Here is a 16,370-nt window from a genome sequence, read left to right as displayed (position 1 = left end):
AGGAATACAAACGAATGCTCATTTCAACCATCACCATTGTTCATATTATAAAAAAATAGTATATAACAATATGAACAATACTATTTAGATTTTCAACCTATATAAAGGTTAAGGTTATTCAAAGTCAGATTCTATTGCTTTTATCAGTTTATAGATAATTTTATTTGTGCTCACATCAATATTGTTTTCTTCACCTAAGGCAATGACTCTGCCCGTCAAAGAATCGATTTCCGTTTTTATTTTCCTTTGTATGTCCTGATGTGTTGAGGAATAATGATTATAGGTATCCGGAACGAGCTTTGAGTAGAACAGGTCCTTATAATCATCTGGTGTGTCCCAAAGTGTAGAATATCCTGATGCCATTATCACTTCAAAGATTTCATCGATGATGCTGTTCATTATGTCTATGCTGTATTGGTTTTCTGTAAGCTTTCCGTAATTGACGTCCAGAATTGCACCAAGAGGATTCAATGCGCAGTTGTAAAGCATCTTTGCCCACAGGTACTTGTCGACTTCGTCCGTCAGCTCGCAGTTGATTCCGGAAGCGGTTATCATGTCAGCTATTTCCTGCAGTTCAGAAGGGTCTTCTTTCTGAAGTGATCCGATTAGAATTGGTTCGGTGTATACTGTAACTTCGCTGATGTGCCTTTCAGGCCTTGTAAAGCCGGTGATTACGCGTGCTGAAAATACTTCTTTTTCAGTGAAAAATCTTAAGTATGCCTCATCGTTTCCAAATCCGTTTTGGAATATGATGATTTTGAAGTTTTCCTTTAGGATATCTCTGTTTTCATCTAATCTTTTGGAAATATCATCATTTGCAGTTGTTTTTGATGTTATGAATACATAATCGAATTCGTTTTTAGGAATCTGAGCGTAGTCATCGTATACGGATATTTCATCTTTTGAAAATGAGTAGTTTGTAAACAATCCTGTTCTTTCAATCCCATTTTCACGAATTGCATTTGCGGTTTCACCTCGAGCATAAATTGACACATTGGCATTTTGAGATAATACTGATGCTGCAAGTCCTATTCCAACTGCTCCTGCTCCAATAATTAATATGTTCATTTTAATAATCCCTTTTCTTTTATAATAATTATTTTGATTTTTTAATTATTTAACTTAATTCTTTTGTTCTATATTTGTTTATTGTTCGATTTTTTTATTTATTTATTTTTTTAGCTAATTTTAATTAACTTTATTACTATTATCAATTTTTTTTATTACTATTAAAATCTATTCAATATTAAATTTAAATAATGTTCAATAATTTTTTAAAAATCTTTATTATAATGTTTTTATATTATTAAAAACAAAATAAAACTGTACATAATAAGTTAATTATTAAATAAAGTTCTAAACTTGTTATTTATTAGTCTTATTAATGTAATTTTTTAATAAATGTATAGGAAAATGGTGTGATAATAAATGGATAGAAATATGAAAATAGGAGTAATTGCTGCTGTTTCAATTATAGCTCTTTTCGTTTTATCCCTCTTGATTTCTTCATCACCTGCCGGTGACGATAATGCCGTAAGATTCGGTATCTTGACATTATTGCCTCCTCTTGTTGCTATCGCTTTGGCATTCATTACAAAAGAGACAATTCTTTCATTGTTCATCGGTGTATTTGTTGGAGAATTCATGTTGTGCGTAAACGACTTGAACATTGTTTCCACCGCAATCAGCGCATTCCTTCAATTAGGTTCAGATGTCATCGCATGTATGGCAGACCCATGGAATGCAGGTATTGTACTTCAATGTTTGCTTATTGGAGGTATTATCCAATTGGTAACCAAAATGGGTGGTGCAAAAGCGCTTGCTGATGAATTCGCAAAAAGGGCAAACACTCCAAGAAAAGCACAATTATTCACTTGGTTATTAGGATTATGTGTATTCTTCGACGACTACGCAAACTCCTTGATTGTCGGTCCTATCATGAGACCTGTTATGGATAAATTACACGTATCTAGAGAAAAATTAGCATTTGTAGTAGACGCAACTGCAGCTCCTGTAGCTGGTATTGCAATCATCTCCACATGGATTGGATTAGAAATAAGTTTGATTGCAGCCGGTTTCGAGTCTGTGGGCGTAACTAACGTTACCGGATTTGGAATATTCTTACAGACAATTCCATATAGGTTCTATAACATATTCATTCTGATTTTCATTGTAATTTCTGCTTTGACATTATACGAATTCGGTCCAATGAAAAAGGCAGAACAAGCTGCTCGTGCTAGAAAAGAAGACGAAGAAATCATTGTTCCTCAAGCTCCTGGTTTTGATGATGTAAAACCTGTTGAAGGCATCAAATTATCCGTATGGAACGCAATCATTCCAATCGGTACATTGATTATCGGTGCACTCATCGCATTCTACTGGAGCGGATACACCACCATCTTAGGCGGTGAAGATCAAGCATTAATCACATTAATGAACACTTCTCCTTTAAGCTTTGACGGTATTTTCCAAGCATTGTCACAATCCGATGCTTCCGTAGCTCTGTTCCAGGCAGCGCTTTTAGCTTCAATTGTAGCTATCGTAATGGCTGTCGGTGAGAAAATCCTCACCATGGAAGAAGCTATCGGCGAATGGATCGGCGGTATGAAAACCATCGTTATTACCGGTGTAATCCTGCTTCTTGCATGGTCATTAGGTACCGTTATCGGAAATGTCGGAACCGCAGATTATCTTGTAGGTGTGTTAAGCAACACCATTCCAGCATGGATTGTACCGACATTGATTTTCATCTTAGGTGCTTTGATTTCATTTGCTACAGGTACTTCCTATGGTACAATGAGTATCTTGATGCCTTTGGCGATTCCTCTTGCTTGGGCAGTCAGTTCCGGTGACATGTCATTTACAATCGTTGCTACAAGTGGTGTATTGACCGGAGCTATTTTCGGGGATCACTGTTCACCGATTTCAGATACAACAATCCTGTCATCCATGGGAACCAGCTGTAACCATATTGACCACGTAAGAACACAAATCTACTACGCAATTTTCGTTGCATGTGTAGCAATATTCATCGGTTACATCCCAGCAGGTTTAGGAATCGCATGGTACATTTCATTGCCAATCGGTATTGTTGTATTGTATATAGGTCTTAAAGTATTAGGTGAAAAGGTAGACTTTGATGAAGTTGAGGCTTAGGTCCTCACTTCCATTATTTTTTTAAAAACGATTAAAATTTAGGCATACCTAAAAATATTTATATTGCTATCCATAAATCAATTACTATGAGTGAAAATAATCATTTGCCTTTATATGGAATTGGGCCTTATTTAATAGGTGCAATAACATTAATGACAATCATAGCAATTATGATTTCTTTTTTAAAGTACATCCCAGTATATTCATTAGATTCACTAATTTTAAAAGTATTTGGTGTTATTCTAATGATTGTTGGAGCGGTATTTTGGCTTCGGGCCGTCTTGAATTCTGACATTCAAAAGAATATTGTGCAGAATCATCTGGTGACAACAGGAATCTATGGCATTGTCAGACATCCGATATATGCTGCCTTTCTATATGCAATAACTGGAGTGCTTTTGATTGCAGATAATTTAATCTTAATGCCATTATCTATTGTTTACTGGTTGATATTAACATTAACAATGGTAAAGACAGAGGAAAGATGGCTGATTGATTTATATGGTGATGATTATTTGAGTTATTCAAAGAAAGTAAATAGATTCATACCGAAGGTGATTTAATGGGATTTTTTGAGAATATGGGAAATCCACAAGGAAAACTAGGAAATATGCAACTGAAATCAATGAACAAGGAACACACCCCAGTATCCCTATGGGGATTGAAGCATTTGGACATTAAGGATGATGACATAATATTGGATATAGGCTGTGGTGGAGGAATGAACGTTAAGCGAATGGCTGAAAAAGCAAAAAAAGTTTTTGGCATTGACTACAGTATTGTAAGCGTAGAACTGTCAACAGAAGTTAATGAAGATTTGATTAAAAATGGTCTAGTAGAAATTGTTGAGGGCAATGTCCAAAGTCTGCCTTTTGAAGATGAAACATTTGATATTGTAACCGCATTCGAGACAGTTTATTTCTGGCCGGATATCGAAAAATGCTTTGGTGAAGTCAAAAGGGTCCTCAAGCCGGGTGGAGTATTCTTGATTGGCATGGAATCAAATGGGGATAATAATTTCATCATGAAATTCTGGAAGCATTTCATTGACATGGAAATGTATACTGATGAGGAAATCGCTTCATTTCTAGAAAACAATGGTTTTAGCGAAATAACTGCCTATATTAGGGATGGAAGAAAAAAGCAGGAGATTATTAAAGTCAATGGAAAAGAAACTCGGGTGAATGATGATTACAGCAATGTATCCTTTTCAGACAAGTTTCTTGAATGGGTGACAGTAGTTGCGAAAAAATAATCAGTATAACCTTGAATTTTTGTACAAATAATCATCGCATAAATCCTTATAGGTACAGTATCTGCATAAAAACTGTTTTTTTGCGGGAAATTTCCCGCTGTTAATATCTTTTCTGACATCATGAAGTGTATCAATGGCTTGTTGAATCTCATCATTATTCAAATAATAACGCTTGTTTTCCTCATCGCAAACGTCAAGCAATCTTAAGCGTCCGTTTTTCGTAAAGAATATTCCGACTCTTGAAACGGTCTTGCCGAATACGTTTTCGACAAGCAATTTGTAGTAACACAATTCTAAACGATATTTGGAAAAGGAACTTGATTTTGATGTTTTATAGTCTATTACAATCAGTTCTCCGTTTTCATCTTCCAGGATGATGTCGCATATTCCGGAAAATCGGTTTTCCTCATCAATAATGTATTCTTCCTGGCAGAACAGCTTGTAGTCATTATCGACAAACGCTCTCTTAAAAAAAGATCCCAAATTATCAATGTGGTCAGTCAGGTCATATCCTATATTTTCTTCAAAAGCAATTTTTATAAGCTCGTTTTCAATGTCCACCTCATCCAGATTGTCCTCAAATTTTTCCGAGAATTTTTCGGCAATCAGATGAACATCACTGCCGAGCGCCATATACTTGTTTTGAGGCACCTCGATTTCATCGATGTATTGAAACTTGAACTCAAGCGGACATTTAAGATATGTATTGACTTTTGATTTTGATAATTTCATAGTTTAATGTTTATAAAAACTTTTTTAAATAAATTATTATTAGTTTAAATACTTTAAATTCAATATTATATATTAGGTGAATATATAATGGATAAATTATACGCACTTTTAGTTATCTTAATTGTTATTTATATTGGAATTAATCTGGGCAGTCCTTTACTCGGTTTTGATAATGGCAATACAACTGATAATGTAACAGATGTTGTTGATGAGAACTTAATCCATGTTGGAGCAAGCACAATTCCAAAAATAGATAACTTTACAGATAATGCAGTAAATGACACAACAATCAGTTTGGTTGATGAAAATAAAGGAATGACCATTAATGTATCCGAAATAGACAATTCCCAAGGAATTGGAGATATTGCAGGTAATTATTACAATAATTATCCACATACCTCAAATCAGACTATTGATCAAAATGGCGTAACAACATATTTCTTATACAATGAAGTTTCTGAATATTACAGTTCAGATATCTTCTTTAATAAAAACGGTCAAAATTATTGTATTAGCGGAGATAATATACCTTATGCAGACAGCGATTACTTTATTAATCATTGCAAAGGCATTATCGATACAATCAATATCACTTCAACAAGTTAGGAGAGTAGTTAAAAATGAAAATCGTAGCACTTCAAGCAAGCCCTCGCAAAGGCGGAAACTGTGATGTATTGATGGATGAAATGATAAAAGGAATTGAAGAAAACGGCGGAGAAGTAGTCAAGTTCTACTTGGAAGACCAGGACATTGCACCATGTAAGGCATGCATGTACTGTGCAGAAAACCCTGAATGCGTGCGTGCCGATGACGGAAACAAAATCCTTGATGAATTGGTCGCTGCCGATGGAGTAATATTTGCAACACCAATCTATTACGGTCAGATGTCCGCACAAGGCAAATTGATTATTGACAGGTTCTACAGCATCGGTCAAAATCCGGATAAAAGCCTATCAGGTAAGGCTGCATTGATTTTCACTGAAAACCAGCCTGAAGAAACCTATGCAAACTACATTGAGATGACAAAATTCTCACCATTCACATTCATGGGCTATGAAGTACTTGGTCATGTAGATGCAGGCAGTGCAGGTCCTGCTGGTATTGTAGCTGAAGAGCAAGAAGAAAAGCTTAAGGAAGCTTATGAACTTGGTTTAAAATTCTAAACCAATTTTTTCTCTTTTTTTTTTAAAATTAAATAATTGATTGATATGGGTATAGGTTCACTTTTCAGAAGAAAGAAAAAGGATAAGAAAGAAGAAGTTGAGGAATGTCACATTGACATTAACTCAGATGACTGTGACGGATGTGAAAAATGCATAATAGCTTGTCCTAACAATGTTTTAATGTTAAAAGATGATATTACAGCTGTTCGTGATCCGCAGGTCTGCAAAAGCTGTAAGGTTTGTATGGCAATTTGTCCTAATGACTGCATTACAGTTAACTAATTTTTTTTTTTTAAATTGTTTTTATATTGTAAAATTGATTTAATAGTGAAATATTGCTCTTATTTTTTAGATTTAAGAAAGGAAATATTAATAAAGGATAAATTACAAACGAATAGACGTTAAAAAATTAATTTCTAGTTGAGTAATATGTCTTTTATTTATATTGATGAGAGCGGTGATTTGGGAACTAAATCCTCTAGTTCCAGATATTTTGTTATGGTAGCTATTAAAATTGATGATTCTAGGAAATTAGAAATATTAGTTAATAAAATTAGAAAAATATCTAAAAATGAAATTGGATACATGAATGAATTAAAAGGTTTTAATCTCCCAAATGATATTATAAAGAAAATTTTTAAAAATTTAAATAAATTTGATTATGAGACATTTATAGTGGTTTTTGATAAATCAAATAGATATAAATTAAAAGATATTGATAACAATTTATTATATGATTTAATTGCATCTGAACTGGCTAATTTAATTAATATTAATGAGCATACTTTTGTTTTTGTTGATAAAACAAAAAATAAAGATAATGAGATAAAAAATTTTAATAAAATGTTTACTGATAATTTGTGTAACTATAAAAATTATTCTGTTAGTTTAAATCATGTTAATTCAATGAATTTTAAAGGATTGCAAATTGCAGATTTAATTTCTTGGTCTATTTTTCAAAGTGTTGAACACGAAAATGATGAATTTATTGATTTGATTAAAAATAAAACTATAAAAAAAGTATTTTGAAGATGGAAGAACCCACAGCCACCTAATTGACCATAATAATATGGAAAGTCGCCCCTCATCAGGACAAGGACATGCAGGTTGAACTTAAAAAAGTTTTTACCTTCTAAATCTTACAGTTCTTATTATGTAGTCTAATCATATTTAAATGTTTACACCAAATTCGATATAACTGCTATCAATTTATATTTTCGCGAATCGTATCGATGAAGCTCCTGTCTTCAAGTTTGATTATTTTTGTATGCCTATCTGATTTTCTAATTCTGATTATATCGCCATTAAAAGCTTCAATGGGATGGCCGTCGTATAATACAAATGATGCGGTATTGTCCCTGATTTCACTTATCCTAATTTCAACGATTGAATCATCGGACAATACGATACTTCTGTTGATTACTGTATGCGGAGCTATTGGTGTTAATGTTAAGATTTTGGCTGTCGGATCTGCAATCGGACCTCCGCATGATAGGTTATATGCTGTTGAGCCGGTTGGTGTGCAGACCAGAATTCCGTCGGCGGTATATGAATTGATCAGTTTTCCGTCAATGATTGCATCGAATCTCACAACTCCCATTATGTTTTTGGAAATTTCGATTTCATTCAAGGCAGGAGGTATTTCAATGACTTCTCCGTTTTCCCTAATGATTTCGCCTTCAAGCATCATTCTCTCTTCTATATGATAATTGTTATTTAGTAAATCAATAAGTGCTTTTTTAATGTTTTTAGGATTGATTTCTGTTAGAAAACCTAAAGTTCCGGTGTGTATTCCAATCAATGGCTTTTCACAGGATAGCCTTGCTGATTTGAGAAAAGTTCCGTCCCCTCCAATGGAGATTATCAAATCGCATTCGGAAACCTCATCGGTGATTTCGATTTTTAGCTCCTCTGCAATATTTATCAGTTCTTCTTTTGTTTTTAGGGAAGCGGAATTTCTTTTATCTTCATTGATGAATATTTTCATGGCTATACTTATTTAGTTCATGTTAATTAATATTTTCCCAAAATATTTCGCTAAATTATATTGAATAATCGAGTTATAATTTTAAAAGGCATGTTGAAAGAATAGTATTTAATTAAATGAACTTTCAAAAAAATAAAAAAGAGTAAAAAAAGTAGAGTTTTTAATGTAGGTAATCTACATCAATAAATTAAAAAGTAGATTAGAATTCGATTTCTTTAGCACCGATAACTTGGATATCCATTTTTTCGACAAATTCGCCGCTTTCTTCTCCAAAGTTCAAGAAGTGCGGTGAGCCCATATGTTTTTTGAGAGCTTCAGGACTTTCCCATTTTTCAACAAATGTTAAAGTGTCGTCTTCAATGGATTTTAACAATTGATAATCAATGTTTCCTTCTTCCTGTAAAGTTTCGTATACTAACTCTTCTGCAACTTCAATGATGCTGTCTTGACAACCTTCTTTAGGTTGGACTTTTGCTAACACAAGTATGAAATCCATAACTACTCACCTACTGTTTGTTAAAGATTAATATAATTTTCATATTACTTAATATTAATGTCTCATATTTTTGATAAACTCTTTTTCATAAAATACATTAATCAAAAAACAGATATATTCAATCAGTTAAAAAAAAATTTTGGAGAAAGAAGATGATATATTCAACTGAGATAGAAAACATGTGCCTTGTTCGCAAAGGTGCAAATCATGACCCTGCTCCAATACCTGAAGAGGGCAAATGGGTTAAAGCAAAGCAGATATCAGACATTTCCGGTTTTACTCATGGAATCGGCTGGTGTGCACCGCAACAAGGATGCTGCAAACTGACATTGAATGTTAAGGAAGGAATCATTGAAGAAGCGTTGGTTGAGACTTTGGGGTGCTCCGGAATGACTCACTCAGCTGCAATGGCCGGTGAAATACTTGTTGGAAAGACCATTCTGGAAGCATTGAACACTGACCTTGTCTGTGATGCGATAAACACTGCAATGCGTGAATTATTCTTACAGATTGTCTATGGAAGAACCCAATCAGCATTTTCGGAAGGGGGCCTTCAGATTGGTGCAGGCCTTGAGGATTTGGGAAAAGGCCACAGAAGCCAGATTGGAACAATCTATTCAACAAAGGAAAAAGGTCCAAGGTATCTGGAGCTTACTGAAGGATACATCACTGAAATCGGACTGGATGAGGATGACGAAATAATAGGTTACAAATACATCAACCTTGGCGTGATGCTTGATCAAATCAAATCAGGAATTGACCCATTGGAAGCAATCGAGAATGCTACCGGTCAATACGGAAGATTTGACGATGCGGCCAAAAAAATAGATCCGAGGAAGGAGTGATATCATGAGTTTGTTTGAAAGTTATGAAAGAAGAATAGATCAAATCATTCCTGTTTTGGAAAAATACGGCATCAAAGATCTTGAAGAGGCAAGGCAAATATGCCTTGACAAAGGCTTTGACCCAGAAGAAATTGTCAGGGGCGTTCAGCCAATCTGTTTTGAAAACGCATGCTGGGCATATACCCTTGGCGCTGCAATAGCCATCAAGCAAGGATGCACCAAAGCGTCTGATGCTGCAAAAGCTATTGGAGAGGGTCTTCAGGCATTCTGCATTCCTGGAAGTGTGGCGGATGACAGAAAAGTAGGTCTTGGTCATGGTAACCTTGCATCAATGCTTTTAAGCGATGAAAGCGAATGCTTCGCATTTTTGGCAGGTCATGAAAGTTTTGCGGCTGCAGAAGGTGCAATTGGTATTGCAAACTCCGCAAATGAAGTAAGGGAAAAGCCTTTAAGGGTTATTCTAAACGGGCTTGGAAAGGATGCTGCACTTATCATCTCAAGAATCAACGGTTTCACTCATGTCGAGACCGAGTTCGATTACTTTACAGGAGAAGTGAAAGTCGTAAAGGAAAAGGCATACTCTGATGGTGAAAGGGCAAAAGTCAGATGTTACGGTGCAGATGACGTGCGTGAAGGTGTTGCAATCATGCATTTGGAGGGCGTTGATGTATCTATAACTGGTAATTCAACAAACCCTACACGTTTCCAGCATCCTGTAGCCGGAACATACAAGAAGGAATGCATATTGCAAGGCAAAAAATACTTCTCAGTTGCATCAGGCGGAGGTACAGGAAGGACTTTGCACCCGGATAACATGGCTGCAGGACCTGCTTCCTACGGTATGACAGATACATTGGGAAGAATGCACTCAGATGCCCAATTTGCAGGATCATCATCCGTACCCGCCCACGTGGAAATGATGGGACTGATAGGTATGGGAAACAATCCGATGGTAGGAGCATCCGTTGCCGTTGCAGTGGCCGTTGAAAAGGCAATGAAACAATAAGGGGACTTATTCCCTTTTACTTATTTTTTTCAGGTGTTTTATATGTCTACTCTTTGGGGACTAACAGCTAGAGGAATATGCGAATATAACGGTAAAATTTTACTTTTGAAAATCAGGTCACGTTCCGCTCATGATGCCGGAAGATGGGAAATTCCAGGTGGTAAAGTCAAAAAATGCGAATATTTTGACCAAGCTTTAAAAAGGGAATACCTTGAAGAAACCGGCCTTGAAGTTGATGTTGTATCATTATATAATGTTGTTAGAAAAGACTTTACAGCTTGCAAAACATCAGAGGATGTTAAATCAATTCAACTGATTATGAAAGTTACATGTGAAAGTGATGAGGTTACAATCAGTGAAGAGCATGATGATTATGGTTGGTTTACTTTGGATGAGATAGAAGAAATGATAGCTGATGGTTTATTAACACCGCCTGCTGCTGATGCTTTTAATACTAAAAATTGATTTCATTAAATTTATTCTTTTTTAATTTTCAGGTTTTTTATTGTTTTTTAAATGAATAGCTTATAATTTTGCTATGTGTAAAAAAGAAGCTATAAAATACATATTAAAAGCTAATCATCACATAAATGGTCTGTTTATCAAATTAGAAAAATTTTGGATTTACCCAAACTATGCTTCTTTTTGACATCATAGTTTGTTAGCACATTAACAGGTTAAGAGCCAACAAAAAGTAGTAACTTGCTAGAAAGATGTAAGAGATAGCAAGCACTATATTTTCAACATGCATAATACAATTCTCCAATTCAATAGGAGTGTTTTTAAGATAATGCTCTTTCCATTCATAAAAACACCAATAATTATGTATTATTTTATTTGTATTTTAGAATTAATTATTTTCATTTAGAACTATTTAAAATTTATTATTTTTAAAAATGAAGATTATTTAAAGAGTATAAAATTGTTTTGATGATGAAAAATTGCTTTAATTGATAAAAAGGGTGAAATAAAAACTTTTATATATATGAATAGCTATAATATTATTTAACATCTTATGATGTTTTGGTTGCATATTGCAGACCAATAATTGTGTATATTGAATGAGGATGTGTCAAAATTAATCCTTATTCAATTTTTGAATTGATTCTTTTTTTAAGTTTTTAAGAAAAATTTACATATTCTAATAATTATTCGAGTCCTAATATTTTAGCAGCGTTTTCATAAAGGATTAAAGAATGCTCTTCATCGGTCAGATTTATTTTATTGAAGTATTCCATTTCGCTTTTTGATTCCCACATCGGATAGTCACTTCCCCAAAGCACCCTATCTGCACCATATGCATGAATCAAGTTTAAGGCGGTTTCGGGTGTTAGGGCATATAAACTGGAACTTATATCCACATATAGGTTTGGTGTTCCCGCTAGCTTTTCTGTCGCTTCTTCCCACATGCTCCATCCTGCAAAATGGGCGCCGATGAAAGTGATGTCTGGGAATTCATCTAAAAATGGTTTGATCTGTTCCGGATTAGAATAATGGTATCTGAAATCACCACAATGAACCTGCATTGGCAAACCGGCTTCGCTTACAGCTTCACCAATTTTAAAGGCACGCTCTTCGTTCATTGCAAATTGCTGAAAGTCAGGGTGTAGCTTAACTCCTTTAAGGCCTAGGCTAACAAGATAATCAACATCTCCCTTAATGTCTTCACTGTCAGGATGCAGTGTTCCAAAGCCTGTAAACAAATCAGGATGAGAGTTTACTGAATCTGCTATGAATTCATTGATTGATTTTACCTGTTTTGGTGTTGTGGCAACTGAATGGACCAGGTAGTGTGTCACTCCGACTTCATTGCCGTCTCTTATCAAATCATCAAGCTTTCCGTTCAATGACATGTCCAAATCGTAAAAATCTCTAATTCCTAAAACGGCTCTTTCCGCAATCTTTTCAGGGTATATATGACAGTGTGCATTAATAATTTTTTGCATATAGTTAAACCACCTTTTCTAATCTAAATTATAATATTTGTTTTTAACGTATAAAAAATTGTCCATGATAGATATATTTTTAACAATTTAATCACATATCTTTAAGCATGAAATATTGTAGCGAATGCGGTTGCGAAAATCTGGATGAAGCCCAATTTTGCAGGAATTGCGGCAGTAAACTTAAAGCCGAAACTAATGAAATTGCACAAAAGCAGGCAACTTCAGACATTAAAGAAGTTAAACGGCAAGAAGTAACTCCAAATGTCACTGTAAACAAAAACATGAATTCAATCGTTTCAAAGCTTTTCTACAAGACAGACAAATACACCGGCGAGTTGAGGATAGCTAAAACAAAGACAATAAGCATTGTCGTATTTGTTGTAATGTTCTTTTGTGAGATTGGTATCAACCTTCCGGAATATTCATTTGCAATTGTATTAATCACCGGAATCATTTTCGGACTGATTTTTGCAGTTCCAACTTATATAATAGGATACCTATTGGGATTGGCTATTGACAAGCTTACCCATTAGTATAGTTTTTCACCTGTGTATTCATTCTCTTCGGTGTAAATCCTAATCAGCCTATCGATTAAATCGTCATACATTAGCCTGTGGCCTACTGCTCCGCCCTGTGGGGTTTTGACATTATTCAGGGATTTGTCTGAAAACTCTCCGCAATTGTTGATGATGTACCACATTCCGTGAGGGGTGTATATGAACAGTTCACCTTCGCCTTTGTCAAATCCTTTTTTAAAGCTGTCCTGAGGGTCATACATCTTTGTTGAATGAACTGCAAGCCTGCTCAAGTCCTGTTCTGGACGTGTCCCTCCCTTTTCAAACAGCATCTTCAGCCATTCATATGACTTGTCGATGAGATTCGCTTTTTTTATAGGGTCTGCAAATGCTTCCTTTATCTTGTTTTGGCGTTTTTCCAATGTGTTTGTTATTCCTAGGATTTCCTCTACTTTGGAAACATCCTTTTCAAGGCACCTGTATCCTTCAGGCCTGCCGGTAACCTGAACGTTGCCTTCAACAAAATCCATTCTCTTGAACTTTCTGAAATAGGGCTTTACCTTTTCAAATTCCTCATCAGGTATTTTTTTGTTTAGTCCGTAAAGGTAGCCATATTCATTAGCGTCATAACATTTGGTTTCCAGTTTTAATTCTTCATCAGCCATATTAACACCCATCAATTAGATAAATTAATTCATTTCCTATTTTCGTAAGTTATTTTTATTATAAAATATAATTATAATTTATGGTAAAGGTAAGTATTTTAGGATCAACTGGAACAATAGGTAAAAATGTTGCATTTACCCTTGCAAGAGACCAAACAGTTGATGAGATTGTAATGTTTTCAAGGCCAGAAAGCCTTGAAAAAGTTAAGGGAGAGACTTATGACATGTATGATGCCCTTGCCGCAAGGGATATTGATTGTAGGTTAACTCCATCCTGTGATTTTAATGACATTGTTGGTTCTGCTGTTGTATTGATTACCGCAGGCGTTCCTCGTGAAAAGGGAATGAAAAGACTTGAACTGGCTATTCCAAATGCAAAAATCGTAAAATACTATTCTGAGCAGATTGCCAAGTATGCTCCTGATTCAATCATACTCGTTGCAACAAATCCTGTCGACGTCATGACAACCATTGCTCTTGAGGCATCCGGATTTCACAAGAAGAGGGTCATAGGTGTCGGAAACCATTTGGATTCATTAAGGCTTAAAAATTATTTCTCAAGACAAATCAACATTAACAGTTCTGAAGTCCATACAAGGGTTGTCGGCGAACATGGGGATAATATGGTTCCTCTTTTAAGTTCCACTACCATTGGAGGTATTCCTTTGAAATATTTCGTTGAATATGTTGATTTGGATATTACGGAACTGGTTGAACGGCTTAAGAATGCAGGCAATACCATTATTTCCAAAAAGGGAGCAACCGAATACGGCCCTGCCTTTGCGATTTCTCACCTTATCTCAACAATAATTACAGATACCCATAAGGTATTGACAGTCAGCTGTTATCTGGATGGGGAAATTGAAGATGTGGAGGACGTATCCTTGGGCGTTCCGGCGGTCACTTCCAAAAGAGGCATTGAAATGATTGTGCCTATTCATATGGATGACATTGAAAGGGAAAACTTCATTAAGGCTGCAAATACCGTTCGTGATGCAACTTATGAGGTAAAAGAGCATCTAGATATTTAAGTTATAGAGGATTTTTCATGAATTTTATTAAGAAATGGACTGAATCAAGTCTTATATTGAAGATTATTATAGGATTAATCGTAGGTGCCATTTTGGGCGTTGCAGTTCCCGAGTGGTCAATAATTGGATTTCCAGGTGAATTGTTTGTAAGTGCATTAAAAGCTATCGCTCCAATTTTGGTTTTTGTTTTGGTTGCTTCTGCTATTTCAAAAGCAAGAAGCGGCATAGGTTCCAGATTCAAGACAGTTATCATTCTTTATCTGTTCAGTACCTTCCTGTCCGCTATGGTTGCGATTATAGCAAGTACCCTGTTCCCGGTTACTATTCACTTAACTGATGCAAGCACTGCAGCAGCACCGGGGGGTCTTGGCGAAGTGATGTCCAATATGATTCTGACTGTATTTTCCAATCCGATTGAACTGTTGTCTCAAGGCCAATACTTGGGAATACTGTTCTGGTCAATCGTATTCGGCATTGCACTTAAAATGGTTGCAAGCGACACAACAAAGGATGTAATAACTGATTGTGCCGATGCAGTTACAATGATAGTGCGAGGCATTATTCAGTTTGCGCCAATCGGTATTATGGGATTGGTATTCACATCAGTTTCTGAAAGTGGGCTTGCAATATTCACTGAATACGGACAGTTAATTCTGCTGCTTGTCGGATGCATTGCATTTGTTGCATTCGTAACAGATCCTATCATTTCGGCTGTAGCGTTAAGACGCAACCCTTATCCATTGGTATTTACATGTTTAAGGGAAAGCGGAATTACTGCATTTTTCTCAAGAAGTTCTGCTGCAAATATTCCAATCAATATGGAATTGTGCGAACGTTTAGGACTGGATAGGGATTTCTTCTCAATAAGCATTCCATTGGGAGCTACAATTAACATGGAAGGGGCTGCAGTGACAATAACTGTCATGACACTTGCGGTCTGCCATACAATGGGAATATCTGTTCCATTGCCTATTACTATTGTTTTATGCATCATTTCAACTGTTGGAGCATGCGGGGCTTCCGGGGTTGCTGGAGGATCTCTTTTACTGATTCCAATGGCATGTTCCCTGTTTGGAATAAGTGCCGACGTATCAATGCAGGCTGTAGCAGTCGGATTTATCATTGGAGTCATTCAGGATTCCTGTGAAACAGCGCTCAACTCTGCCGGAGATGCACTGTTTTCAGCGACTGCAGAATATCATGATAGGAGGGTAAGCGGAGAGCCCGTTAATTTCTTAGGAGAATTTGCCCATAGGTGAGTATATGAAGCTGGTAGTTCAAAGGGTATCCAATGCAAGCGTTGAAGTTGAGGGCGCGATTGTCGGTGAAATCCAAGAGGGACTGATGGTTTTGGTAGGCTTCGGCGAAAATGATACGCAAAAAGAAGCAGATTATCTTTCCAAAAAGCTTGTAAAACTAAGGATATTTCAGGATGAAAAGGGCAGGATGAACAAGTCTGTCAAGGATATTGGCGGAAAACTATTGCTGGTTCCACAATTCACGTTATATGCTCACACCAAAAAGAACAGACCTTCCTTCCACAAGGCATTGGCTCCGGATAGGGCAACCGAGC

At 35.8% G+C, this 16,370-nt stretch carries 20 protein-coding genes; 14 read left to right on the top strand and 6 right to left on the bottom strand.

Annotated elements, in window-relative coordinates:
• Positions 1-114: 114 nt before the first annotated feature.
• Positions 115-1,068, bottom strand: a complete 954-nt coding sequence (locus ACJROP_RS05655; RefSeq protein ID WP_406534513.1) for a ketopantoate reductase family protein — start codon at positions 1,066-1,068, stop codon at positions 115-117.
• 360 nt (positions 1,069-1,428) lie between these two features.
• Between ACJROP_RS05655 and ACJROP_RS05650 the strand changes: the two genes are divergently transcribed.
• The 3 genes from ACJROP_RS05650 to ACJROP_RS05640 all read left to right on the top strand — a co-directional run bounded on the left by ACJROP_RS05650 (position 1,429) and on the right by ACJROP_RS05640 (position 4,411).
• Complete coding sequence (locus tag ACJROP_RS05650) at positions 1,429-3,156, top strand: Na+/H+ antiporter NhaC family protein (protein WP_406534512.1); 1,728 nt, start codon at positions 1,429-1,431, stop codon at positions 3,154-3,156.
• Positions 3,157-3,242: 86 nt separating this feature from the next.
• Positions 3,243-3,719, top strand: coding sequence for a methyltransferase family protein (locus ACJROP_RS05645; protein ID WP_406534511.1), 477 nt, complete (start codon positions 3,243-3,245; stop codon positions 3,717-3,719).
• The gene (locus tag ACJROP_RS05640; RefSeq protein ID WP_406534510.1) at positions 3,719-4,411 is read left to right on the top strand and encodes a class I SAM-dependent methyltransferase; all 693 of its coding nucleotides are present in this window, start codon (positions 3,719-3,721) and stop codon (positions 4,409-4,411) included. Before ACJROP_RS05645 ends, ACJROP_RS05640 begins: the two co-directional genes overlap by 1 nt.
• Here ACJROP_RS05640 and ACJROP_RS05635 read toward each other — a convergent pair whose 3' ends face one another.
• Positions 4,412-5,143: a PD-(D/E)XK nuclease family protein gene (locus ACJROP_RS05635; RefSeq protein WP_406534509.1), complete on the bottom strand. Its 732-nt coding sequence runs from the start codon at positions 5,141-5,143 to the stop codon at positions 4,412-4,414.
• 87 nt (positions 5,144-5,230) lie between these two features.
• Between ACJROP_RS05635 and ACJROP_RS05630 the strand changes: the two genes are divergently transcribed.
• From ACJROP_RS05630 to ACJROP_RS05615, 4 genes are all read left to right on the top strand, one after another.
• Positions 5,231-5,749 carry a hypothetical protein gene (locus ACJROP_RS05630; RefSeq protein ID WP_406534508.1) on the top strand — a complete coding sequence of 173 codons (519 nt, stop codon included), beginning with the start codon at positions 5,231-5,233 and terminating at the stop codon, positions 5,747-5,749.
• 14 nt (positions 5,750-5,763) lie between these two features.
• A complete protein-coding gene (locus ACJROP_RS05625; RefSeq protein WP_406534507.1) occupies positions 5,764-6,306 on the top strand; it encodes a flavodoxin family protein in 543 nt (180 codons plus the stop codon).
• A 45-nt stretch (positions 6,307-6,351) separates the two neighbouring features.
• On the top strand, positions 6,352-6,588 hold the full coding sequence (locus tag ACJROP_RS05620; RefSeq protein WP_406534506.1) for a 4Fe-4S binding protein: 237 nt from the start codon (positions 6,352-6,354) through the stop codon (positions 6,586-6,588).
• Positions 6,589-6,735: 147 nt separating this feature from the next.
• Complete coding sequence (locus tag ACJROP_RS05615) at positions 6,736-7,335, top strand: DUF3800 domain-containing protein (protein WP_406534505.1); 600 nt, start codon at positions 6,736-6,738, stop codon at positions 7,333-7,335.
• A gap of 175 nt (positions 7,336-7,510) precedes the next feature.
• On the opposite strand, the gene ACJROP_RS05610 is transcribed toward ACJROP_RS05615, so the two are convergent.
• Both ACJROP_RS05610 and ACJROP_RS05605 read right to left on the bottom strand, forming a co-directional pair.
• The gene (locus tag ACJROP_RS05610) at positions 7,511-8,293 is read right to left on the bottom strand and encodes an NAD(+)/NADH kinase (protein WP_406534504.1); all 783 of its coding nucleotides are present in this window, start codon (positions 8,291-8,293) and stop codon (positions 7,511-7,513) included.
• Positions 8,294-8,492: 199 nt separating this feature from the next.
• A complete protein-coding gene (locus tag ACJROP_RS05605) occupies positions 8,493-8,789 on the bottom strand; it encodes a putative quinol monooxygenase (RefSeq protein WP_406534503.1) in 297 nt (98 codons plus the stop codon).
• A 152-nt stretch (positions 8,790-8,941) separates the two neighbouring features.
• On the opposite strand from ACJROP_RS05605, the gene ACJROP_RS05600 reads away from it, so the two are divergent.
• Genes ACJROP_RS05600 through ACJROP_RS05590 form a run of 3 tightly spaced genes read left to right on the top strand, consistent with a single transcriptional unit; the run spans position 8,942 to position 11,105 of the window.
• Positions 8,942-9,634 (top strand): iron-sulfur cluster assembly scaffold protein, encoded by a 693-nt coding sequence (locus ACJROP_RS05600; RefSeq protein WP_406534502.1) that lies wholly within the window; start codon positions 8,942-8,944, stop codon positions 9,632-9,634.
• Positions 9,635-9,638: 4 nt separating this feature from the next.
• A complete protein-coding gene (locus ACJROP_RS05595) occupies positions 9,639-10,640 on the top strand; it encodes a GGGtGRT protein (RefSeq protein ID WP_406534501.1) in 1,002 nt (333 codons plus the stop codon).
• Positions 10,641-10,682: 42 nt separating this feature from the next.
• The gene (locus ACJROP_RS05590; RefSeq protein WP_406534500.1) at positions 10,683-11,105 is read left to right on the top strand and encodes an NUDIX domain-containing protein; all 423 of its coding nucleotides are present in this window, start codon (positions 10,683-10,685) and stop codon (positions 11,103-11,105) included.
• Positions 11,106-11,788: 683 nt separating this feature from the next.
• On the opposite strand, the gene ACJROP_RS05585 is transcribed toward ACJROP_RS05590, so the two are convergent.
• The gene (locus ACJROP_RS05585) at positions 11,789-12,586 is read right to left on the bottom strand and encodes an amidohydrolase family protein (protein ID WP_406534499.1); all 798 of its coding nucleotides are present in this window, start codon (positions 12,584-12,586) and stop codon (positions 11,789-11,791) included.
• Positions 12,587-12,693: 107 nt separating this feature from the next.
• Here ACJROP_RS05585 and ACJROP_RS05580 point away from each other — a divergent pair, with 107 nt between their 5' ends.
• Positions 12,694-13,119 carry a zinc-ribbon domain-containing protein gene (locus ACJROP_RS05580; protein ID WP_406534498.1) on the top strand — a complete coding sequence of 142 codons (426 nt, stop codon included), beginning with the start codon at positions 12,694-12,696 and terminating at the stop codon, positions 13,117-13,119.
• Here the strand turns inward: ACJROP_RS05580 and ACJROP_RS05575 are convergent.
• Positions 13,116-13,766: a hypothetical protein gene (locus ACJROP_RS05575; protein WP_406534497.1), complete on the bottom strand. Its 651-nt coding sequence runs from the start codon at positions 13,764-13,766 to the stop codon at positions 13,116-13,118. The two genes, ACJROP_RS05580 and ACJROP_RS05575, sit on opposite strands and share 4 nt — an antisense overlap.
• Positions 13,767-13,846: 80 nt before the next feature.
• On the opposite strand from ACJROP_RS05575, the gene ACJROP_RS05570 reads away from it, so the two are divergent.
• From ACJROP_RS05570 to dtd, 3 genes are all read left to right on the top strand, one after another.
• Complete coding sequence (locus ACJROP_RS05570) at positions 13,847-14,797, top strand: malate dehydrogenase (RefSeq protein WP_406534496.1); 951 nt, start codon at positions 13,847-13,849, stop codon at positions 14,795-14,797.
• A gap of 17 nt (positions 14,798-14,814) precedes the next feature.
• Positions 14,815-16,056: a serine/threonine transporter SstT gene (sstT, locus tag ACJROP_RS05565; protein ID WP_406534495.1), complete on the top strand. Its 1,242-nt coding sequence runs from the start codon at positions 14,815-14,817 to the stop codon at positions 16,054-16,056.
• A gap of 4 nt (positions 16,057-16,060) precedes the next feature.
• Positions 16,061-16,370: D-aminoacyl-tRNA deacylase (dtd, locus tag ACJROP_RS05560; protein WP_406534494.1), on the top strand; the 310-nt coding region annotated here is incomplete at its 3' end.

Source organism: Methanobrevibacter sp., assembly GCF_045220775.1.
In the GTDB taxonomy this organism is placed as follows: Archaea; Methanobacteriota; Methanobacteria; order Methanobacteriales; family Methanobacteriaceae; genus Methanocatella.
Note: the sequence above shows the minus strand (reverse complement) of the source record. Positions and strands in the feature narration are given on the sequence as shown.